Below are 21,408 nucleotides of genomic sequence, written 5' to 3' on the forward strand. Positions count from 1 at the left end.
ACGTTCCATGAAAGGATCCGCATGTCCTCCTACGTCATCCAGGCGCCCGTCCAGCCATCGCTGGGCGTGGCCAATTCCGAGCAGCGCTTCCCGGTCCGCCGCGTGTTCTGCGTCGGCCGCAACTACGGCGCCCACGCGCGCGAGATGGGGAGCGACCCGAACCGCGAGCCGCCCTTCTTCTTCACCAAGCCGGCCGACGCCGTGGTGCCGGCCAGCGGCGCCGTGCCGTATCCGCCCGCGACGCAAGACCTGCACCACGAGGTCGAGCTGGTGGTGGCGCTGGGCGCGGGCGGCGCGGACATCGACCCGGCCGACGCCCTCGGCCTGGTGTGGGGCTATGGCGTCGGCCTGGACCTGACCCGGCGCGACCTGCAGTCGGTCGCCAAGGACAGCGGCCGGCCCTGGGACATGGCCAAGGGCTTCGACGCGTCGGCGCCGTGCAGCGATCTCGTTCCCGCGGCGACGCTGGGGCACCCGCAGGATGCGCGCATCTGGCTCGAGGTGAATGGCGCGGTGAAGCAGGAGGGGAACCTGAACGAGATGATCTGGTCGATTCCCGAGGTGATTGCGACCTTGTCGCGGCTGGTCACCCTGGCGCCGGGGGACCTGATTTACACCGGCACGCCGGCCGGCGTGGCGGCGCTGAAACCTGGCGACCAGCTGCGCGGCGGGGTGGAGGGAGTGGCGACGTTCGCACTGTCTATCGCGTAAACAACTGCCCCATTTGCGCCAGCAGCGCGGCGCGCGCCGCATCGATCTGCGCGCCGTTGGTCTTCGCCGACAGCGCGCTTCGTTCTTTCTTCCCCAAGAAGTACGCCACCCGCTCCGCATTCGCCCCCGACGGATGCGGCAAGCCATGCAAAATCCGCTCGCGCCGGATCACCCCTTCCTCCGCCAGCCAGTCCAGTCCCAGGCTCACGCTCGCCCCCATCGGGATATACAAGGCATTCGGCAGCTGCCTGGCCTCGTGCGCAAAATAGCGCAGCACCTGCTCGCGCAGGAACGCATGCCTGGTCATCGGCGGCGAGCCGCTGTAGTTCTTGTCGTCGACGAAAATCGGATGACGCAGGATCCCGCTCACCTGCACCAGGCCCGCATCCGCATCGAACAAGGTGGCGCAGCTGGCGATGCCGAGCCAGTGCTGCACCCCGATCGCATCGAGCAGGGCCACGAAGTTGGGCCGGATCGCGCCGCTGAAGGCGCCCGCCAGGCGCGCCGCATGCAGGACGGCGTCGTCGTCGCTGCCCGCCGCCAACTGGCGCTGCGCCTCGCGCATCGCGTTCTTCCACTGCGCGAAGCCGGGCGTGATCCCGACCACCACCACGCGGGCGTGTTCGTGGACCGATTCGAAGGGAATGTAGTGCGCGCTGTAGCGCCCTTCGCGGCCGAGCAGGAAGGCCGGCGGAATCTGGTGCGGGGTGGCGACGGCGGCCAGGTCGAGGCTGCGGATCGTCTCGCGGTAGCGGTTGAACAGCACGTCCGGCATCGGGTGTCTCATCGTGGATGAAAGCGCCATGGTAGCGCGCGCGGCGGTCTCCTGTGCGGACGCGAAAACTGGTACGCTGTCCGGACAAGGGGAGAATGCCATGTCCGAAGTGGCTTTGATCACGGTGCACGGGATGGGGGAAACCCCGGAAGACTATGCCGACGCGTTGATGGCGCGCCTGCGCGGCCTGCTGGGCGCGACCGCCGGGAAGGTGGCGATGCGCTCGGCCTACTACCAGAAGATCCTGCAGGATAACGAGAACGAGGTCTGGCGCCGGATGCAGGGCAGGGCGCCGCTGCGCTACGCCGACCTGCGCAAGTTCGTGCTCTACGGTTTTGGCGACGCCGCCGGGCTGGAAAACCGCAAGGAAATGCCCGGCTCGGTCTACGAAGAGGCGCAGGGCGAGATCGCCAGGGCGCTGCTGTCGGCGCATGCGGCGCGGCCCGGTTCCCCGGTGGTGTTCGTGGCGCAGTCGCTCGGCTGCCAGCTGCTGTCGAGCTACATCTACGACGCCCAGAAGGCGGCCAGTGGCAAGCCGGTCGGCGCCGGCATCTGGCGCAATATCGACGCCTGGGCCGCGGCCCACTTCACGCGTCCGCTGACGGCGAGCGAAAAGCGCTACCTGGCGGCCGGCACCTGCGCCGGCCTGGTGACGACCGGCTGCAACATCCCGATTTTCGTGGCCGCGCACAAGGAGATGCACATCATCCCGATCGCGCCGCCCACGCCGCTGTTCAAGTGGATCAACTTCTACGACCCCGACGACGTGCTGGGCTGGCCGCTGCAGCCGCTGTCGAACGGCTACCGCGCCCTGGTCGAGGACCGCGCCATCAACGCCAGCGGCGGCGTCGGCAGCCTGCTGCTGCGCAGCTGGAATCCCTTCTCCCACAACAGCTACTGGGACGATGCGGCGGTGGTCGAGGCCATCGCCGCCATGCTGCGGCGCCTGGCCGCATAGGACGTCAGGCGAGCTTCAAGGTGAACAGCGGCCGGATATCGCCCGCCACCGTGCCGCGCGCATTGCGGATCGGCGGCTGGCGATAGCGCTCGATCACGCCCAGCCTCTCATCATCGATCCCTTTCAGCAGGCCGAGCTGGTCGAGGGTCGCATGCACGGCCGGATGCAGCGCGCGGCTGTTGCCGTCGGCGATCTTGATGGCGACGCCGATGCCGGCCGAGCGCACGCCGATCGCCTGCACCGCGTCGGCGCCGATCTTCGCCACCCAGTCGCCGTCGCCCGCCGTCATCCAGTGCAGGTCGGTGCGTTCGGTGCCCGAGACCAGGTCCGGGCGGCCGGTCATCGCATCGAGCAGCATGCCCATGGCGCCGCCCAGCACGGGGTCGGCGCTGCCCTGGCCCAGGCGCGCGTACAGATGCGCGAGCTTCGACAGCGGCATCGCGTAGTTCGGGGCCGAGCAGCCGTCGATCCCGGTCGGCATGCTGTCCGCCGGCATGCCCACGGTCTCGGCCAGGGTCGAACGGATCGCCTGCTGCAAGGGGTGCCCGCGCTCGACGTAGCCGGCGGTCGGCGCGCCATGCAGGCGGCACCAGGCCAGGAAGCCGCTGTGCTTGCCCGAGCAGTTGTGGTGCAGCGGCGTGAAGCGCGCTTCGTTCGGCACCTGCTGGCCGGTGAACTCGTAGAACAGCGGGGTGGCGCAGCCGCATTCGAGGTGGCCGGGGTCAAGGCCGATCTTGTCCAGGATCGAGGACACGCCCGCCAGGTGCTTGTCCTCGCCCGAGTGGCTGGCGCACAGCAGCGCCAGCTCGTCGCGCGACAAGCCATAGCGCGCCGGACCGTCGGACAGCAGGAAGGGCAGGGCCTGGAAGGGCTTCAGTGCCGAACGCGTGAACGTCGGGTAGTGCGGATCGCCCGCGCTGTAAAGAAGGCGGCCGTGGACGTCGACGACGGCGACCGAGCCAGCGTGCACGTTCTCGACCACCTTGCCGGTGTCGGGATAGCCGCGCGTGGTGGCGACGAGAGGGATGGCTTGCATGGGACGCTTCGCGGATGGGAAAGCCCTACTGTAGCCACTTATCGAAGCGGCCGACGCACGCGTATGCACCTCCCGTCCAGCACGGGAAATCCACCGTTCGTCGTGCAAGACCGGCACTTCGGCACATGGCGCTTGTTGCCAGCTCGCACCTGGCTAGACTCCCTACATCGCCAGACCACGCACACGACGCTGGCGATTCCGAAACCTCAGTCACCCGAAAGGAATCACCATCATGCGCACCAAACTCCTGATCGCATCCGCCATCGCACTCATGTCTCTCAATGCCAGCGCCGACGACAGTGGCGCCGCCACCGTCACCTACGACGCCGGCGCCGGCCGCGTCAACGTGGTCGGCGCCCAGCCGACGCACAAGCCGCTCGCGGCGATGACCTATACCGGCGTGCAGGGCGTCTATGTGCTCGACGACGGCCGCCGTCTGCGCGTGACCGGCAAGTCGGCCGGCAAGGCGCGCACGCTGTACGCCGACCTCGGCGACGGTCCGGTCGAGATGGTGCAGGTCGGCCACGGCCGCTTCGTCGGCGCCGAGCGCGGCCTGGGGCTCAGCTTCGAGGACTACGTCGGCGCGCACCCGTCCACGGTGCAGGTGACCTCCGCGCCGCAGGGCTGATGGCGCCTCAGGCCAGGGCCGCGCCGAAGAGTCCGGCCTGGTAATCCTGGATGGCCTGCGCGATCTCCTCGCGCGTGGTCATCACGAAGGGGCCATGCGCCACCACCGGTTCGCGGATCGGTTCCGCATGGCCGAACACCACGAAGGTATCGTGCTCGGCGCGCAGCTCGACCGCGCCGCCGTTGTCGTCCAGTTCCACCAGATGCATGGCGGTGATCTGGTCGTCGTGCGAGCCCACCTGGAGCAGCCCGCGCACCACGTACAGGAACACGCTGCGGCTCTCCAGGCCTTCGAAGCGGATCTTGCCGCCGGCGCGCATGCGCACGGTGCTCATGAAGACTCCCGTCAGCGACCGCACCGGCCCGGTGCCGCCTTCGTACTCGCCCGCGATCAGGTCCAGCGACACCTTGCCGCCGTCCAGCTCCAGCGTCGGAATGTCGGCGCGCTGCAGGCCGGTGTAGGCCGGCTCGCTCATCTTCAGGCGCGAAGGCAGGTTGATCCACAGCTGCAGGATCTCGACCGGCCCGCCGGTCTCGAGGAAGGCGCGCGGCGACACCTCCGCATGCACGATGCCACGCCCCGCCGTCATCCACTGGATGCCGCCGGCGGCGATGATGCTTTCGTGGCCGGCGTTGTCGCGGTGCGCCAGCTCGCCCTCGAGGATGAAGGTGACGGTCTCGAAGCCGCGGTGCGGATGCGGGCCGAAGGGCAGGCCGCGGTTATGCGGCGGATAGGTCTGCGGGCCGTGGTGGTTGAGGAACAGGAAGGGGTCGAGCTGCTCAATGTGCGGGCCGGGCAGGGGCCGCTGCGTGATCAGGTCGCCGATGTCGTCGCGCATCGCGGGATGCAGCCGGTGGACGCTTCTGTCGGTCATGTTGGGGTGCTCCAAAAGTGGGTTCGATTGACGCCTACGATACCGCGATTGCCCGCCTGCCGGGCGCACGCCCCTGTGCTATTCTTGTTGCGCTTTTGCAAACTGGAGACGGCCACCCATGATTCGGAACACCCTGCTTGCCAGCCTGCTGCTGGCCACCTTCGCCGGCGCCGCGCCGGAACTCGTCCACGCCGCCACGCCGGCCGCCGTGCGCGGCACCCCGCCGGGCGACGTCGCCGTCACCACCGCCAAGTACGCGGTCACGACCTACCGCAAGGACATCGTCGACACCCTGGCCAAGCTGGTCAGCTTCAACACGGTGGCCGACCCGAACGTCCCGTCCGACAAGAACCCGGTCCACATCGCCTTCAAGGCAGCCCTCAAGGCGGAAGCCGAGCGCCTGGGCCTGGACTTCACCGACCATGGCTGGACGGTCGTCGTCGGCCTGGGCAAGAGCGAGGACCGCGTCGGCGTGATCACCCACGGCGACGTGCAGCCGGTCGACCCGAGCAAGTGGAAGAAGTCGCCCTTCATCCTGGACCGCACCAGCGAGCCGGGCAAGCTGCTGGCGCGCGGCGCCGAGGACGACAAGGGCCCGATCGCCACCGCCCTGTATGCGATGAAGTCGATCCGCGACCAGAAGGTGCCGCTGTCCAAGCGCATCGAGCTGTACGTGTACATGGGCGAGGAATCGGACTGGCAGCCGTTGGTCGAATTCCTGAAAACCCACCAGCCGCCGCAGATGAACATCACGCTCGACGCCGAGTACCCGGCGGTGACGGCGGAAAAGGGCTACGGCGTGGTCGCCGTGACCGTGCCGAAGGCCGGCGCCGTGGCGCCGCCGGCGGGCGAGCCGCACGTGGCGGCCTTTGCCGGCGGCTTCTTCGGCAGCCAGATCCCGGAAGACGCCAGCGCCACCATCGCGAATGCGAGCCCGGAACTGGAAAAGCAGATCCGCGCGCGCGGCGCCAGGCAGGAAGGCATGCAGTACACCTTCGGCTGGGAAGGCGGCAACCTGAACATCAAGGCCAAGGGCGTGTCGGCCCACTCGTCGAAACCGGAAGACGGCGTCAACGCGATCAGCATGCTGGCCGATGCGCTGGCCGTGCGCCCCTGGGCCAACACCACCGCCGGCGGCGTGGTGAACTACCTGAACGAGATGGTCGGCACCGGCATCTACGGCGAGAAGTTCGGCAACATCGCCTACCGCGACAGCTTCATGGGCCCGATGACCTTCGCGCCCACCGTGATCAAGCAGCGTGACGATGGCATCGAGGTCTCCATCAACATGCGCCGCCCGCAGGGCAAGACGATCGCCCAGCTGACCGACGAGGTGAACGCCGCGCTGGCCCAGTGGCAGAGCCGCCAGGTTCCGCTGGCGAACGTCACGGTGCGCATCAGCGACCCCTGGCTGCAGAAGAATGCGCCGCAGCTGCCGACCCTGATGGGCGTGTTCTCGTACTTCACCGGCATGAAGGACCCGCAACCGGTCTCGGTCGGCGGCGGCACCAACTCGCGCCTGTTCCCGAGCGCGGTCAGTTTCGGTCCGGCGATGCCGGGCAAGGTCTACACCGGCCATTCGGAGCACGAGTTCATGACCGAGAAGCAGTTGCTGCTGAACCTGCAGATGTACACGGCGGTGCTGGTGGAGCTCGCCAAATAAATCTGGATGACATCGGCATTCGCAAAGCCCCGGCACTGACCGGGGCTTTGTTTTTGGTAGGTATCCGACCATTCCCGCTCATGCAGAGTTTGTAGGTGCATGGCTCGCCGAGATGTGCCAAAACATCTGATCGTATTGTAGGACCGTGCCTACAAAAGAGGTGTCCGCACTATGGCTTAAACCCCGTTTCCCTTGGTGCGACAAGGACCTATGCTGCAACAGCATATTTCCGTTACAGGGGCGGTATTAACGGCTGGAAAATGCACGAATGCCAGGGAGAAAATGTGGTGAAAACAGCATGATAGGATGGTTTTTCAGAACGCGAGGACCCCGGTTCGGCCGGTGTCGGCTCGCGCGCATTCGCTCAACCATGCCCGACATTCACTGGACGCCATGCACAGCCAAGATCTCAAGAAGCCGGACGGACGCAACATCACCCTGTACAGCAACCAGCCGATCCCGGAAGGCCTCACCGCGCCCAGCCCGTTTCCCGATCCGCAGCACGCCAACCCGCACCTGCGCTGGCACCCGCTGCGCGGCGAATGGGTGACCTACGCGGCCTTCCGCCAGAACCGCACCTACCAGCCGCCGCCGCAGTACAACCCGCTGGCGCCGATCAGCGATCCCGAGCACCCGACCGAGATGCCGGCCGGCGACTACGAGATCGCCGTGTTCGACAACCGCTTTCCCTCGCTGGCGCTGGAGTCGCACGACCCGCCTACCGTCACGGTGCCGACCGCGCCCGCCAACGGCCACTGCGAAGTGGTGGTGTTCACCCAGGATCCGAACAGTTCGCTGGCCTCGCTGCCGTTGTCGCGCATCGAGCTGCTGCTGTCGGTCTGGGGCGACCGCACCACGCGGGTAGGCAGCCATCCGAACATCCACTACGTGCTGCCGTTCGAGAACCGCGGCGCGGAAGTCGGCGTGACCCTGCACCATCCGCATGGCCAGATCTACTCCTATCCCTTCATCCCGGCGGTGCCGGCGCGCCAGCTGGCGCAGGAGCGCGAATACTTCCTGCAGCACGGCAGCAGCCTGCTGTGCGACATGGCGCGCGACGAGGCCGCCGACGGCAAGCGCGTGCTGTACCAGGACGATTACGCGATCGCCTTCGTGCCGGCCTGCGCCCGCTACCCCTACGAGGTGTGGGTGATGCCGACCGCGCCGTGCAAGGATTTCGCCGCGCTCACGCCGCCGCAGCGCGAAGGCCTGGCGCGCGCATTGAAGACCGTGCTGCTCAAGTTCGAGACCTTGTGGAACCGGCCCTTCCCCTACCTGATGGCCTGGTACCAGGCGCCCACCGACGGCGCCGAGCATCCGGAGACCCAGCTGCACGCCCAGTTCTATCCGCCTTACCGCACCAAGGACCGCCTGAAGTACCTGGCCGGCACCGAGCTCGCGGCCGGCATGTTCGCGATGGACGTGCTGCCCGAGACCACGGCCTATGAGCTGCAGCAGGTCGAGGTGAGTCTGGAGGACCGCGCATGACGGCAGGGATGGACGCGCGCGCGGCGGAAGTCGCGGACAAGCTGGCGGTCCTGCGCGCGCAACTCGCAGCGGCGAGCGGGGGTGCGATCCGGCTGCGCGGCGTCGACTGGTTCGCCTGGCTGACGGCCGGCGGCTCGAGCGCGGTGCTGCACACCACCGACGCCGGCGTCGCCGAGGTGCTCGTGACGCCGGAAGAGGCCTGCATCCTGACCGACGAGATCGAGGCCGAGCGCCTGCGCGTCGAGGAGATCCCGGCCGGCTTCACCTTCCACATCGAGCCCTGGGCCGAGCCCGAGCTGCGCGAACGCTACGTGCAGGGCGCGGCCGCCGGACGCACCATCTTTTCCGACCGTCCCGCCAACGGCGAGCAGCCGCTGCCGCACGCCCTGAAGCTGCGCCGCCTGGTGCTGGACGAGGGCGAGCGTGAACGCTATCGTCTGCTGGGCCGCGAGGCGGCCGAGGCGATGACGGAAGTGCTGCGCCGCGCCCAACCCGACTGGACCGAACATCAGCTGGCCGGCGCCGGCGCCGACGCCCTGTGGCGGCGCGGCATCCATCCGGCCCTGGTGCTGGCGGCCGGCGCGCGCCGCCTGGCGGCCTACCGCAACGCGACGCCGTCGATTGAACCGATCGGGCAGCAGGCCATGCTGGTGTTCTGCGCGCGCCGCCACGGCCTGCACGCCAGCCTGACCCGCTTCGTGACCTTCGGCACGGCCCCGCTGGACGATCAGCGCGCGCTGATGGAGGTCGAGGCCACGGCCCTGGCCGACGTCCAGCCGGGCAAGTCGCTGTCGGCCGTGTACCACACGCTGGCGGCCGCCTACAAGCATGCCGACCGCGAGAACGCGATCCGCGAGCACCACCAGGGCGGCATCACCGGCTACCGGGCGCGCGAGATCGTGGCCAGCCCGAGCACCGCGACCGAGCTGGAGGAGGGCATGGCCTTCGCCTTCAATCCGAGCTTCGCGGGCGTGAAAATCGAAGACACTTTCCTGCTCGGGCCAGATGGCCTCGAGAATCTCACGTTCGACCCGGCCTGGCCGGCGCTGGACGTACATGGCCGCAAGCGGCCCCTTTGGCTGGAGGCGCAATCATGCTGAACCCCGACACCTTCTTCGGCGGCGCGCCGGAAGTGAACGCGTCGGCCCCCGGGCGCGTCAACCTGCTCGGCGAGCACACCGACTACAACGACGGCTTCATGCTGCCGGTCGCCACGCCCCAGCGCACGCTGGTGGCGATGAGCCGCAGCGGCGACGGGCATTTCCACCTGTATTCGCCGACCTTCGACGACACCGTCACCTTCGCGGCCGACGGCAGCCCGCCGCAGGGCTTCGGCAGCTACATCGAGGGCTGCATCCGGCTGGTGCAGGCCGAGGGGGTGGAGGTGCCGCCGCTGCGCGTCTACATCACCACCGATCTGCCGGTCGGCTCGGGCCTGTCGTCCTCTGCGGCGCTCGAGGTGGCGACCCTGCGCGCCATGCGCGCGCTGCTCGGCTTCGAACTCGACGACGTCAAGCTGGCGCGCATCGCCCAGCGCGCCGAGATCGAGTACGCCCACGTGAACTGCGGGATCATGGACCAGATGGCGTCCAGCCTGTGCGACGAGAACAATATGCTGTTCATCGATGCGCGCACGCTCGAGCATCGCCTGGTGCAGATGCCGGCCGGGACCGAACTGATCGTGATCGACTCGGGCGTGGCGCGCACCCTGGCGGCCAGCAAGTACAACGAACGCCGCGCCGAGTGCGAGGAAGCGTCGCGCAAGCTGGGCGTGCAGGCGCTGCGCGACGTGACCGATCCGTCCACGGTGGAAGGCTTGCCGTCGCCGATGCGCGAGCGCGCCCGCCACGTGGTGCAGGAAAACCTGCGCGTGCTGGAGGCGGCGCAGGGCGTGAGCCCGGAGCGCTTCGGCGAACTGATGAACGCTTCGCACTTCAGCCTGCGCGACGATTACGAAGTCTCGATCCCCGAGCTCGACGAACTGTGCGCGCGCCTGCGCGAGCAGCCCGGCGTGCTGGGGGCGCGCCTGACCGGCGCTGGTTTCGGCGGCGCCTGCGTGGCGCTGTGCCGTGCCGGACAGGCGCAGGAAGCGGCCGCCAACGCGCTGGCGGCCTACAACAAGAATGACCGTCAAGGCCGGATCCTGATCCCGGTTCCGGCTGAACAGAAAGGACAACAATGAATCAGTTCGAGTATCCCCGTCCCCAATTGGTGCGCGACAACTGGATCAACCTCAACGGCACCTGGCGCTTCACCTTCGACGACGAGCTGAAGTACTCGATGCCGGAGGGTGTCGGCGAATGGACCCACGAGATCACCGTGCCCTTCGCGCCCGAGACGGAAATGAGTGGCATCCAGGACACCGGTTTCCACCGCGCCGTCTGGTACGAGCGCGAATTCGAGCTCAGCCCGAACGGCAAGCGCACCATCCTGCACTTCGGCGCGGTCGACTACGCTGCGCGGGTGTGGGTCAACGGCCAGCTGGTGGCCGAGCACGAAGGCGGCCATACGCCGTTCCAGGCCGACATCACCGGCGCCATGAACGCCGACGGCAAGCAGGTGGTGACCGTGTTCGTCGAGGACGACCCGGCCGACCTGGCGAAACCGCGCGGCAAGCAGGACTGGCTGCTGGAACCGCACTCGATCTGGTATCCGCGCACCACCGGCATCTGGCAGACCGTGTGGGTCGAGCAGGTGGAAGACACCTATATCGCCTCGCTGCGCTGGACCCCGATTTTCGAGACCTACGAGATCGGCTGCGAAGTGTTCGCCGCCGGCCACACCCAAGAAGAGCTGTTCGTCGAGGTCAAGATCTGGCACGGCGAGCAATTGCTGGCGGACGATTACTACAAGCTGCTGGGGGGCGAGGCGAACCGCAAGATCGCGCTGTCCGACCCCGGCATCGACGATTCGCGTAATGAAATCCTGTGGAGTCCGGAACGTCCGACCCTGCTCGATGCCGAGGTGACCTTGCGCTGCGGCGACCGCGTGCTCGACCGCATCCGCTCCTACACGGCGCTGCGCTCGGTCTCGATCAACCGCGACCGCTTCATGCTCAATGGCCGTCCCTACCAGCTGCGCCTGGTGCTGGACCAGGGCTACTGGCCGGAATCCTTCATGACCGCGCCCTCGGACGAGCACCTGAAACGCGACGTCGAGCTGGTGAAATTGATGGGCTTCAACGGCGTGCGCAAGCACCAGAAGATCGAGGATCCGCGCTTCCTGTACTGGGCCGACAGGCTGGGCCTCTTGGTGTGGGAAGAGATGCCGTCGGCCTACCGCTTCAGCTCGCGCGCCATCAGCCGCATGGTGAGCGAATGGACGGAAGCGATCCAGCGCGACTACAGCCACCCCTGCATCATCGTGTGGGTCGCCTTCAACGAATCGTGGGGCGTGCCGAACCTGACCTTGACGCAGGCGCACCGCAACGCGGTCGAGGCCCTGTACCACCTGACGCGCACCCTGGACTCGACCCGTCCGGTGATCGGCAACGACGGCTGGGAAGCCTCGGCCACCGACATCCTCGGCATCCACGACTATGATTGCGACCCGGAAAAGCTGGAGGCGCGCTATGCCGTCACCGACCCGGTGCGGACCCTGTTCGATCAGCGGCGTCCGGGCGGCCGCATCCTGACCCTGGACGGCTTCCCGCACCGCGGCCAGCCGATCGTGCTGACCGAATTCGGCGGCATCGCCTACGATCCGAAGCAGGACCCGGACGCCGACAAGACGACCTGGGGCTATTCGCGCGCGCACTCGGCCGACAGCTACCTGTCGCTGTACCGCAGGCTGCTGAAGGTCGTGAACGAAACCTTCATGTTCAGCGGTTTCTGCTATACCCAGTTCACCGATACCTTCCAGGAGGCGAACGGCCTGCTCAATGCCGACCGCACGCCGAAGCTGCCGCTGGACGTCATCAGCGCCGCCACCCGCAACGTGGCGCAGCAGAAGAAGGACATCGAGACGGAAGGCGACGGCATTCCGGGCGGAACCGGCATGCCCTGAGTCTTGATCCGGTCCGGCCGGGCAGGGCCGGGCAAACACGGGCAAACACAAAAGCGCGCACCACCGGTGCGCGTTTTTCCTTGGGGCGTGCCTGGCGATGGCGGGCTCGGCCGCGCCCCTTTCAGCGCTGGATGACGCCGCTGCTGACGTTCACCCGGTCGCCGCTGCGGAAGTCCGGCGTGGTCTCCTGCGTGATGACCTGGCTGCTGCCGTCGTCCATGCGCACGGTGATGCGGTAGCTGTTGGCGCTGCCGGTGCTGCCCGCCGCGCCGCTCGAGCCGGTGCTGCCCGCGCTGCCGGAACTCCCCGCGCTGCCGGACGGCGGCATTACCTCGATGGCCAGCACGGTGCTGTTGGGCGAGGCGGCGCCGGCGGTGGTGGCGCCCGCGCTGCCGGATGCGCCGCTGCTGGTGCTGCCGGACTGGTCCCAGCCGGACGAACCGCTGCTGCCCGAGGTGCCCGACGTGCCCGAACTGCCGCTGGTGCCGGTGGGGTTGCCAGACGCATCGGTGGCGCTGCCCGAGCCGTAGCTGCTCGAACCGCCGGTGCCGGTCGAACCGCTCGTGCCGCTCGACCCGCCCGAGGTGCTGCTGGTGCCCGAACTGCCGCTCGAGGACTCGCCGCTGCCGCCGCGCATGGAGGAGCACCCCGCCATGCCCAGCGACACCGCCAGCAAGCCCGCCAGGATCATGCTCTGGTGTTTTTGCTTCATGATTAACTCCTTATGGTGGATGTTCATATCGAGGGTGTGAAAACACCGCCAGGGCAAGCGGTCCGGCGATCCGGCGCCGAGTCGACGACAGTACGCTAGTACGGCAAGACGAGGCAACGCAGCCATGGCGGAATTTTTCATACCCTCGTCAGATGCGTGACGATGCAAGCTGCCACTGGAGTGAGAGGGGCGAAGCGCGCCAGCGTTCCGGCTGACTCGGGTTGGAGCTGAGCTGAATCAAGCAGGCTGTGGAAGCCGCAATTTCCGGACAGTCAAAATGGTCAGCGCCGGCGCGTGGCTTCGGCGGGCGGGACCAGGAAGGCGAGCGCCGTGCTGGTCAGGCAGGCCGCGGCGACGTCAATCATCCAGTCGGCGACGGCGCCACTGCGGTAGGGCAGGAAACTCTGCACCAGCTCGTCGCCGGCGCCCATCAGCGCGATCGCCAGCACCGCCTTGGCGGCGCGCACCGGCCCGCTTCCGCTACTGCCGAGGAACCACAGCATGGACAGGAAGGCATAGGTCAGTCCGTGAAGCACCACGCCCGGCGCGAATTCGCCGACCTCGGCGCGCGCGCCGGGGATCGAACCGGCCACAATCACCCCCGCATACAGCAGCAGGGCCAGCTTGATGCGGGCGGGACGCAGGCGGGGATCGAGCAGCAGCAGCGACAGGACGGCGGGCATGACGGCAGGGCGTTGGGCAAATGCCAACGATATCATGCCGCCCTGCTTGGCGGCCACACCGCTTTCCTGCTCAGATCGTGAGCGCCGGGGCGCCGTCCCGGTAATGGGCGTCGAAACAGCTCTCGCAATCGGGACAGAACAGGTGCGCCATGCGCACGCTGTTCTGTCGCAGCACGAGCTTCAGGTGGGTCTGCTGGCACTTCGGACAGACTTCGCGCACGCTGCCGAAGGTCAGCAGCGTGAGGGACATGCCGGTGTCGCCGGAGCGGTCGATGACGGCGTGGGGGTTGAGTTCGCTCAGAACAAGATTGCCGTCGACGTGGCTGCGGCGGCAGGCGACGCCGGATTCGGGCGGATGCGCAGAGGTCGCATGAAAACTCATAAAACAAGCTCCCGTTATCTGTTGTCGGCATCCCTACGGATGAGGGGAACGCAGGGTGCGAGATTCATCATAGCCAAATCCGGCGCTGCTTCAAGCTGTTCCGCCAGATTTCGTGAGCATGCTGCCAATGCAAAGAGAGGCGCGGAGAAAAAAATGCCCGCCAGGAACTGGCGGGCACAACCCAAGATCGGGCCAAGAGACGTATTCGGTTGGTGTGTTGCACCCTTGGCGCAGCACACCTGCTGCAACCACGCATATCGGTTGCGTGTGTGGCAGGTGAGTCAAAGTATATGGGCTGATTGTGACCACGCTATGACGCGTATCAAGCGTATGTTTGAAACGTCGAACTGATCCAGAGATCCCCGATCTGAACCATATCGCGCAGGACGCGCGGACCAGGGTGTTTTGAACGGGCAAAAAAAAGCCCGCTCGAGGCGGGCTTAAAACTATTTTCTTGGAGGAGAATAGTGGAGACAGGTGCCATTATGTTGCGACGCGATATATATGTCCAATTGCAAATACAGATACCAGACATTGATTTATCGCATATCTAGTGCAACTGTCTCTTTCTCGCAAAACTACGCTTCATCGCGTACCGGCACCGTGTAGTTCAGCGCCATGCGGCCGCCGTCGGCGTACAGGGTCTGACCGGTCATGTAGGACGCATCGTCGCTCGCCAGGAAGGCGGCGATCGACGCGACCTCTTCCGGCTCGCCACAACGGCCGAGCGGCGTACGCGACAGGATGGTGTGGCGTGCCTCGGGGCTGCCGAGCACGGCTTTCTTCGCCAGTTCGGTCAGGATCGTTCCCGGTCCGATCGCATTCACGCGGATGCCGTGCCGGGCCAAGCTGATGGCGCTGACACGCGTCAACTGGTTCACGCCGCCCTTGGAGACGACGTACGGCACCTGGTTGGGAATCGTCAGCTCGGCGTTGACGCTCGACATATTGATGATGCAGCCCTGCTGGCGCTTCACCATCTCGCGGGCGACGGCCTGGCTGCACAGGAACATCGACTTGAGGTTGATGCGCAGGACGCGGTCGAAGTCCTCTTCCTCCAGGTCGAGGAAATCCGCCGCGTGGGTGACGCCGGCATTGTTAATCAGGATGTCGACCTGGCCGAAGGCGGCCAGGGTGGCGGCGACCATCGCGTCGACGTCGGCCTTGATGCCGACGTCGGCCAGCTGGAAGCGGGCGGCCTCGCCGAGGGCGGCAGCGGCGTTCGCGCCTTCCGGGCGGACGTCGACGAGCATGACACGCGCGCCTTCCTGCACCAGGCGCTGGGCGCAGGCCAGGCCGATGCCCTGGCTGGCGCCGGTGACGATCGCGGTCTTGTTGGCTAGTCTCATGGCGGGCTCTCAAAAATGGGAAAGCGGCATTGTAACCAGCCGGGAGCCGAACGAAGCAGCCGGCGCGCCCTACAGCATCAAGGGCCGGTCCGGCAGCTCGTTCGGCCGCGCGCCATTCGCGGGGAAGTGTTCCTGCAGCAGCGCGTTGACGTGCGCGACGGCGGCCAGCGTCGCATCATGGAACTGGCCCTGGCGGAAGCCCTCCGTCATCGTGCGGCACACGGCCTGCCAGGTGGCGCTGTCGATCTTGCGGTCGATGCCGCGGTCGGCGACGATGTCGACCTTGTGCTCGGCCAGGTTGATGTAGATGAGCACGCCGCAATTGTCTTCGGTATCCCACACGCCGTAGTCGGCGAACAGGGCTACGGCGCGCTGGCGGTTGGTGACGCCGTCCCAGGCGTCATCGAAAGACAGGCCTTTCTCGACGATCAGGCGCACCTCGCCGCGGTGGGTCTGCTCGCCGGCCGTGATCGCCTCACCGATCGCGACCAGGGTCGCTTCCGGGAAGGCGCGCCTGGCGTCGGCGCTGCTGCTCGTCAGGTGGCGCCACGCGCGCCCGAATCGTTGTCCGAAACCCATTACCAATCTCCCGAGGCGCCGCCGCCGTCGAAGCTGCCGCCGCCACCCGAAAAACCGCCGCCGCCACTCCATCCACCGCCGCCTCCGCTAAAGCCGCCTCCGCCGCCATGATGCATATTGCCGAGGATATTGCCGATGATGATGCCGGTCGCAACATTGCCCAGGCCACTATTGCTGCCGCGGCCCCAGTGGTTCGGCGACAGCCGGCCGCGGCGCGGACGGAAGATCGAACGCAGCAACATGAAACCGATGACCAGCGCGAAGATGCCGAACAGCGAGAAACCGCCGGCGCCGCTCGACTCCACCTGGCGCTGCGGCGCCCCCTGCTGGGCTGGTGCAGGGAAGCTTTCCTTGTTCAGCAAGGTCGCGATGGCGCCGACACCGGCCACCAGGCCTTCGTAATAATGGTTCTGGCGGAAGTGCGGCGCGATCACATTCTGCAGGATGCGCTTCGATTGCGCATCGGTCAGCACGCCCTGCACGCCGCGTCCGGCCTCGATGCGCAGGCGGCGCAAGGAACTCGGATTATCGCGCGCGACCATCAGCAGCACGCCGTCGTCGATGCCCTTGCGGCCGAGCTTCCAGGCATCGGTCACGCGGATGCTGTACTGCTCGATCGCTTCCGGCTCGGTCGACTTGACCAGCAGCACCGCGATCTGGCTGCCGGTGCGGGTCTCGTAGTCGGCCAGCACCGCCGTCAGGCGTTCGCGCTGGGCGGGGTCGAGCATGCCGGCTTCATCGACGACGCGCCCGCTCAGCGCCGGCACCGGCTTGAGCTGGGCAAAGGCCGGGCTCGCCAGCATCAATGCCAGCATGCAGGCCAGGCAGCCGGTCCACAGTGCGCGCATGCGGCCTTCGATCGCCCCCATGGTCTTACTTGCCGAAGTCGACCGTCGGCGCAGTCGAGATCGCCTTTTCGTTCTCGACCGTGAACGAGGGCTTGGTCTCGTAGCCGAACACCATCGCGGTCAGGTTGTTCGGGAATTTGCGCACGGTGACGTTGTAGTCCTGCACCGCGGCGATATAGCGCTGGCGCGCCACCGTGATACGGTTCTCCGTGCCTTCCAGCTGCGACTGCAGGTCGCGGAAGTTCTCGTTGGCCTTCAGGTCAGGATATTTTTCCGACACGGCCATGAGGCGCGACAGGGCGCCGGACAATTCTCCCTGCACCTGCTGGAACTTGTTGAACGCTTCCGGATTGTTCAGCACTTCCGGCGTGATCTGGAAACTGGTCGCGGCGGCGCGGGCGCGCGTCACCGCTTCGAGCGTTTCGCGTTCGTGCGAAGCGTAGCCCTTGACCGTGTTCACCAGGTTCGGAATCAGGTCGGCCCGGCGCTGGTACTGGTTTACTACTTCGCCCCAGGCCGCCTTGGTCGCCTCGTCCTTGGTCTGGAAGTCGTTGTAGCCGCAACCGGACAGCAGGGAGCCGGCGACCAGGGCCGTGGCAAGCAGGCGGGTCCAGCGGGAGAAGAAGGAGAAGCGGGGGAATGTCATGATCGTTTTATCCATGGCAAGTTGTCGAATGGTCAAAATATACAGTATGTAAAGATATTCCGGCGCATCATCGGCTTGGGTGGGCCCGGATCGGAGGCCGGCGGGTACAATATTGGGTTTGCAACATCAGACCGACAAGAGGCCCCACGTGACTTTCATCGACAAGCTTTCCGCGGCATGGACCCGCAACGACTCGCTCCTCTGCGTGGGGCTCGACCCGGACCTGGCGCGCTTCCCCGCGCACCTGCAGGGCCAGCCGGACGCCATCGTCCAGTTCTGCAAGGCCATCATCGACGCCACCGCCGACCTGGCCTGCGCCTTTAAGCCGCAGATCGCCTACTTCGCCGCGCTCGGCGCCGAAGACCAGCTCGAACAGATCTGCGCCTACCTGCGCAATCACTACCCGCACATCCCGATCGTGCTCGACGCCAAGCGCGGCGACATCGGCGCCACCGCCCACCAGTACGCGCGCGAAGCCTTCGAGCGCTACGGTGCGGATGCCGTGACGGTCAACCCCTACATGGGTTTCGATTCGGTCGAGCCCTACCTGGAGTGGGCGGACCGCGGCGTCATCGTGCTGTGCCGCACCTCGAACGCGGGCGGCTCGGACCTGCAATTCCTCGACGTCGGCGGACGTCCGCTGTACCAGCACGTGGCACAATTGGTCGCCGAGAAGTGGAACCGCAACGGCCAGCTGGCGCTGGTGGTCGGCGCCACCTTCCCGGACGAGATCGCGCAGGTGCGCAAGCTGGTGGGTGACATGCCGCTGCTGATCCCGGGCGTCGGCGCCCAGGGCGGCGATGTCGAGGCGACCGTGAAGGCCGGGCGTTCGGCGGATGGCGCCGGAATGATGATCAATTCCTCGCGGGCGATCCTGTATGCGGCGCCGCAGGACGGCGAGGATTTCGCGGCGGCCGCGCGCCGGGTTGCGCAGGAGACGCGCGATGCGATCAATGTAGCGCGGCGGGGATGAGCGAGCGCTTGCGGCTTGCTTGGGAAATGAGGCTCCGGCCTGCGCCGGAGCGACGCTTCATGCATGGACGGCGTGCTGACTTTTTCTGACACGCGCGATTTTGTACTAAGATTTTCAACCCCTTGTGGAGGCGGCATGCTCGGTATCCTGGCGTTTGCTATCGTTGCAGTTGCCGTGCTCGGCTGGATGCTTTATACCAACGCGCGCGACCGCAAGCTGCTCGAGAAAGAGCTGGAAGAAGTGCTGAAGGATAGTTCCGACGGCGCCTGAGCAGGCAAGCGCCGCCGTCGACAACTGCCGCGCCATCAATACCTGTTCGGCGCAATTCCTTCCGCGTAATCGTACAGCGCCCCGAGGATTTCCTCGGCCCGCTCGTCCGCGCTTTCCGACAGCGTATCGATCTCCATGAACAACTGGTCGACCGTGCGCGCCCCGTATTCGCCCTCGAACAGGCGCGCCGCCCGGTGCGCTTCCCACAGCTGGCGCTCGTCGTCCGACAAGGTCTGCGGGAAGTTGCGCGCGCGGTAGCGGAACAGCAGTTCGGCCAGGCGCTCGTCCTCGAAGGAGGGCCGCATGCCGGCCAGCGCCGTGGGCTTCTCGCTGCGCAGCGATTCCAGCTTGCGCCGGTCGCCGTTGCTGACGAAGCCGCCGTACAGGTCTTCGTCGACGTCTACCCGCGTGGCCCCGGTGGGCTTCTTGAACACCTCGGCCCAGATCGCCGCCATGTCGCGGCTGGAAGCGCCCGACACCGCCAGCGCCGCATGCGCGCGGCCGCGGTCCAGGTCGATGTTCCAGCGCGTCGCCATGCTTGGGTGCAGCGTCTTGAGGTTCCCGACCAGCATCGGCGACTTGTTCAGGTGCACGCTCTTGATCGGCAGGCGCGTCACGCCTTCCGGCAGTTCGCTCGTGCGCGTAAACATGCGCATGCGGATGGTCTCGACGTCGAGTTCGAACAATTCCGACGGATCGTGGCGGCAGTCCCACACCAGGATCTCGTTCTTGTTGGTCGGATGCTGGGCCAGCGGCCAGACCAGGCCCAGGCAGCCGTACTCGACCGGGAACATGCCGGACACGTGCAGGAAGGGCTGGCGCGCCGCCGGATCCAGGTGCAGGCCCATCTCGGCCGCGACGCGGTCCTTGCGGCGCAGCTCGAGGCAGAAGTCGAACAGCTTGGGCTGCTTCTGGCGGATCAGGCGCGCCAGCGCGATGGTCGCGCGCACGTCGGACAGGGCGTCGTGGGCAGACTCGTGCGACAGGCCGTTGGCGGCGGTCAGGTGCTCCAGGCGGAAGCTCGGCTTGCCGTCTTCGCGCGACGGCCATTCGATGCCGTCCGGGCGCAGCGCATAGGTCATGCGCACCACGTCCAATAAATCCCAGCGGCCGCAACCGTTCTGCCACTCGCGCGCATACGGGTCGATCAGGTTGCGCCAGAACAGGAAGCGCGTCACCTCGTCATCGAAACGGATCGTGTTGTAGCCCACGCCGATGGTGTTCGGCTCGCTGAAGGCGGCTTCGATCGTCCGCGCGAATTCGTGCTCGGGCACACCGTGCTCGAGGCAGTGTTGTGGCGTGATGCCGGTGATCAGGCAGGATTGCGGATCGGGCAGGAAGTCCGGCGCCGGCTGGCAGTACAGCATGATCGGCTCGCCGATTTCGTTCAGTTCCGCATCGGTGCGGATGGCCGCGAACTGCGCGGGCCGGTCGCGGCGCGGGGTCGCGCCGAAGGTTTCATAGTCGTGCCAGAGGAAGGTATGCGTGCTCATGTATTCTTATGGTGTCGCCGCATGGGGCGGCGGGCAGGCGCCATGGTGGCACAGATTGAGGGCAACGTCAGCCGTCATGACCTGCCTGGCCACAAACCGGGAGTTCGGCGGCACGAAAACGTATCATTAAAACAAGGCATGCAGACTGTTTTGCTCTGCAAGCCGGCATGAAGAGATCAGTTGCGGAGGTGGCGCATGGGAAGCGAGACGAGTGTGGAGACAGAAGCGGACCGCATCGACGGCGGGCTGCGACGTACCCTGACTGCGCTGGTCGCGATGCTTGCCGCCGTCGCCGTGCTGGTTGCGCTGGCCGTCGGGCGTCAACCGCAATCCGGTGCTCCAACGTCGATGATCCGTATTGCCAACGACACCGGCCTGCCGCTCCGGCAGGTCCGCGTCAACGGCGTTCCGTTCGGAGACTTGCCGGTCGGCGGTATCAGCGGCTATCAGCCGTTGACGAGCGCCTACCGCTACGCCAGCCTGCGCCTGGTGGCGGCTGGCACGAGCTTCGAATCGATCCCTGATGACTATCTTGGAGAGACGCCTTTGGGAAAAGGCCATTTCACGTACCGGATCGCGCGGGAAGAAGTGAGTGGCAAGCCGTATTTCGGCATCCGCGTCCGGGAGCATCAAGCCGAGTGAATCGTCCGCCCCCAGCCCAGACACATGCTCGAGTACTTTGCGGAGTTGACCGATGCGAAAGTCATCGGCAGGTCCGCGAGCAAACACTGAATGCATGGTACAACTAGGGAGTGTAAGCAGATATGGTCGCTTCGTTCGATTCCGAAAGCGTTGTGTTAGTCGACGATTTTCCACAGTCGTCGATCGGTGCACCGTTTCCCGCGGTCATCGCGACCGAAGACAGACTCGCCCTCGTTTTCATCCTGGAAGATAGGGATCTCGAGTGCGATGGGAAAACAGTGCGCGTCGTGGATGTTGCTTCGACTGATGAGCAATGCGTCGTCGTCCATTTTGAACATCCCACTATGCACATTTTTGGCCCACCGAACGATGAGGCGTTCAGTGGCCACCGGCTTGCCAGCAAGGGGCTACGGCCTTATGGCGTATTCGAGGTGATCAATTCCGAATGGATAAGACAACTCGAAATTATGAATTCGGTTCATCCGCAGCACGACCCGGAGCGGTTTTATGAAGGCAAGCGCCACTTCATCTTTTCCTTTCATGACTCCGTATTCGAATGTGTCGCACGAGGATATCGCTACGAATGCATGCCTGGATCGGTCAAGCACCTGCTGACCGTTTGCGCCCAGCATATCGACCCATAAGGCCAAGTCTGTTTGGGCTGACAAAGGGCCGGCTTGACGACATCGAAGC

General features: G+C 66.3%; 23 protein-coding genes. 12 read left to right on the forward strand and 11 right to left on the reverse strand.

Annotated features, from left to right (window positions below):
- Positions 1-21 precede the first annotated feature (21 nt).
- Complete coding sequence (locus tag LQ564_RS14815) at positions 22-711, forward strand: fumarylacetoacetate hydrolase family protein (RefSeq protein WP_231058864.1); 690 nt, start codon at positions 22-24, stop codon at positions 709-711.
- Here LQ564_RS14815 and LQ564_RS14820 read toward each other — a convergent pair.
- Complete coding sequence (locus tag LQ564_RS14820) at positions 701-1,498, reverse strand: hypothetical protein (protein WP_231058865.1); 798 nt, start codon at positions 1,496-1,498, stop codon at positions 701-703. The two genes, LQ564_RS14815 and LQ564_RS14820, sit on opposite strands and share 11 nt — an antisense overlap.
- An 88-nt stretch (positions 1,499-1,586) precedes the next feature.
- Here LQ564_RS14820 and LQ564_RS14825 point away from each other — a divergent pair, with 88 nt between their 5' ends.
- On the forward strand, positions 1,587-2,444 hold the full coding sequence (locus tag LQ564_RS14825) for a hypothetical protein (RefSeq protein ID WP_231058866.1): 858 nt from the start codon (positions 1,587-1,589) through the stop codon (positions 2,442-2,444).
- Positions 2,445-2,448: 4 nt separating this feature from the next.
- On the opposite strand, the gene LQ564_RS14830 is transcribed toward LQ564_RS14825, so the two are convergent.
- A complete protein-coding gene (locus LQ564_RS14830) occupies positions 2,449-3,480 on the reverse strand; it encodes an asparaginase (protein WP_231058867.1) in 1,032 nt (343 codons plus the stop codon).
- Between the two features lie 232 nt (positions 3,481-3,712).
- Between LQ564_RS14830 and LQ564_RS14835 the strand changes: the two genes are divergently transcribed.
- Positions 3,713-4,108 (forward strand): hypothetical protein, encoded by a 396-nt coding sequence (locus LQ564_RS14835; protein ID WP_231058868.1) that lies wholly within the window; start codon positions 3,713-3,715, stop codon positions 4,106-4,108.
- A gap of 7 nt (positions 4,109-4,115) precedes the next feature.
- Here LQ564_RS14835 and LQ564_RS14840 read toward each other — a convergent pair whose 3' ends face one another.
- Positions 4,116-4,982: a pirin family protein gene (locus LQ564_RS14840; protein ID WP_231058869.1), complete on the reverse strand. Its 867-nt coding sequence runs from the start codon at positions 4,980-4,982 to the stop codon at positions 4,116-4,118.
- Between the two features lie 118 nt (positions 4,983-5,100).
- Here LQ564_RS14840 and LQ564_RS14845 point away from each other — a divergent pair, with 118 nt between their 5' ends.
- The 5 genes from LQ564_RS14845 to LQ564_RS14865 all read left to right on the forward strand — a co-directional run bounded on the left by LQ564_RS14845 (position 5,101) and on the right by LQ564_RS14865 (position 12,138).
- The gene (locus LQ564_RS14845; protein ID WP_231058870.1) at positions 5,101-6,645 is read left to right on the forward strand and encodes a dipeptidase; all 1,545 of its coding nucleotides are present in this window, start codon (positions 5,101-5,103) and stop codon (positions 6,643-6,645) included.
- 393 nt (positions 6,646-7,038) lie between these two features.
- Entirely contained in the window at positions 7,039-8,133 is a 1,095-nt protein-coding gene (gene galT, locus LQ564_RS14850) for a galactose-1-phosphate uridylyltransferase (RefSeq protein ID WP_231058871.1), read from the forward strand.
- Entirely contained in the window at positions 8,130-9,233 is a 1,104-nt protein-coding gene (locus LQ564_RS14855; protein ID WP_231058872.1) for a M24 family metallopeptidase, read from the forward strand. The genes galT and LQ564_RS14855 overlap by 4 nt, the downstream gene beginning before the upstream one ends.
- Entirely contained in the window at positions 9,227-10,315 is a 1,089-nt protein-coding gene (galK, locus tag LQ564_RS14860) for a galactokinase (protein WP_231058873.1), read from the forward strand. Before LQ564_RS14855 ends, galK begins: the two co-directional genes overlap by 7 nt.
- Complete coding sequence (locus LQ564_RS14865) at positions 10,312-12,138, forward strand: glycoside hydrolase family 2 protein (protein WP_231058874.1); 1,827 nt, start codon at positions 10,312-10,314, stop codon at positions 12,136-12,138. The genes galK and LQ564_RS14865 overlap by 4 nt, the downstream gene beginning before the upstream one ends.
- Positions 12,139-12,259: 121 nt before the next feature.
- Here LQ564_RS14865 and LQ564_RS14870 read toward each other — a convergent pair whose 3' ends face one another.
- From LQ564_RS14870 to LQ564_RS14900, 7 genes are all read right to left on the reverse strand, one after another.
- The gene (locus LQ564_RS14870; RefSeq protein WP_231058875.1) at positions 12,260-12,850 is read right to left on the reverse strand and encodes a hypothetical protein; all 591 of its coding nucleotides are present in this window, start codon (positions 12,848-12,850) and stop codon (positions 12,260-12,262) included.
- A gap of 281 nt (positions 12,851-13,131) precedes the next feature.
- Complete coding sequence (locus LQ564_RS14875; RefSeq protein WP_231058876.1) at positions 13,132-13,533, reverse strand: VanZ family protein; 402 nt, start codon at positions 13,531-13,533, stop codon at positions 13,132-13,134.
- A 70-nt stretch (positions 13,534-13,603) separates the two neighbouring features.
- Positions 13,604-13,915, reverse strand: a complete 312-nt coding sequence (locus LQ564_RS14880; RefSeq protein ID WP_231058877.1) for a hypothetical protein — start codon at positions 13,913-13,915, stop codon at positions 13,604-13,606.
- Positions 13,916-14,493: 578 nt separating this feature from the next.
- Positions 14,494-15,264 carry an SDR family NAD(P)-dependent oxidoreductase gene (locus LQ564_RS14885; protein ID WP_231058878.1) on the reverse strand — a complete coding sequence of 257 codons (771 nt, stop codon included), beginning with the start codon at positions 15,262-15,264 and terminating at the stop codon, positions 14,494-14,496.
- Between the two features lie 69 nt (positions 15,265-15,333).
- Positions 15,334-15,843 (reverse strand): TPM domain-containing protein, encoded by a 510-nt coding sequence (locus LQ564_RS14890; RefSeq protein ID WP_231058879.1) that lies wholly within the window; start codon positions 15,841-15,843, stop codon positions 15,334-15,336.
- Positions 15,843-16,712 (reverse strand): TPM domain-containing protein, encoded by an 870-nt coding sequence (locus LQ564_RS14895; RefSeq protein ID WP_231058880.1) that lies wholly within the window; start codon positions 16,710-16,712, stop codon positions 15,843-15,845. Before LQ564_RS14895 ends, LQ564_RS14890 begins: the two co-directional genes overlap by 1 nt.
- A gap of 4 nt (positions 16,713-16,716) precedes the next feature.
- Positions 16,717-17,337, reverse strand: coding sequence for a LemA family protein (locus LQ564_RS14900; protein WP_231058881.1), 621 nt, complete (start codon positions 17,335-17,337; stop codon positions 16,717-16,719).
- 148 nt (positions 17,338-17,485) lie between these two features.
- Here LQ564_RS14900 and pyrF point away from each other — a divergent pair, with 148 nt between their 5' ends.
- Complete coding sequence (pyrF, locus tag LQ564_RS14905) at positions 17,486-18,310, forward strand: orotidine-5'-phosphate decarboxylase (RefSeq protein WP_231058882.1); 825 nt, start codon at positions 17,486-17,488, stop codon at positions 18,308-18,310.
- 63 nt (positions 18,311-18,373) lie between these two features.
- Positions 18,374-18,580 (forward strand): hypothetical protein, encoded by a 207-nt coding sequence (locus tag LQ564_RS14910; RefSeq protein WP_231058883.1) that lies wholly within the window; start codon positions 18,374-18,376, stop codon positions 18,578-18,580.
- A 35-nt stretch (positions 18,581-18,615) separates the two neighbouring features.
- On the opposite strand, the gene sbcB is transcribed toward LQ564_RS14910, so the two are convergent.
- Complete coding sequence (gene sbcB, locus LQ564_RS14915; RefSeq protein ID WP_231058884.1) at positions 18,616-20,073, reverse strand: exodeoxyribonuclease I; 1,458 nt, start codon at positions 20,071-20,073, stop codon at positions 18,616-18,618.
- 195 nt (positions 20,074-20,268) lie between these two features.
- On the opposite strand from sbcB, the gene LQ564_RS14920 reads away from it, so the two are divergent.
- On the forward strand, positions 20,269-20,715 hold the full coding sequence (locus LQ564_RS14920; protein ID WP_231058885.1) for a hypothetical protein: 447 nt from the start codon (positions 20,269-20,271) through the stop codon (positions 20,713-20,715).
- 122 nt (positions 20,716-20,837) lie between these two features.
- Positions 20,838-21,359 (forward strand): hypothetical protein, encoded by a 522-nt coding sequence (locus LQ564_RS14925; RefSeq protein ID WP_231058886.1) that lies wholly within the window; start codon positions 20,838-20,840, stop codon positions 21,357-21,359.
- Positions 21,360-21,408 lie beyond the last annotated feature (49 nt).

Source organism: Massilia phyllostachyos, from assembly GCF_021044825.1.
GTDB lineage: Bacteria > Pseudomonadota > Gammaproteobacteria > Burkholderiales > Burkholderiaceae_D > Telluria > Telluria phyllostachyos.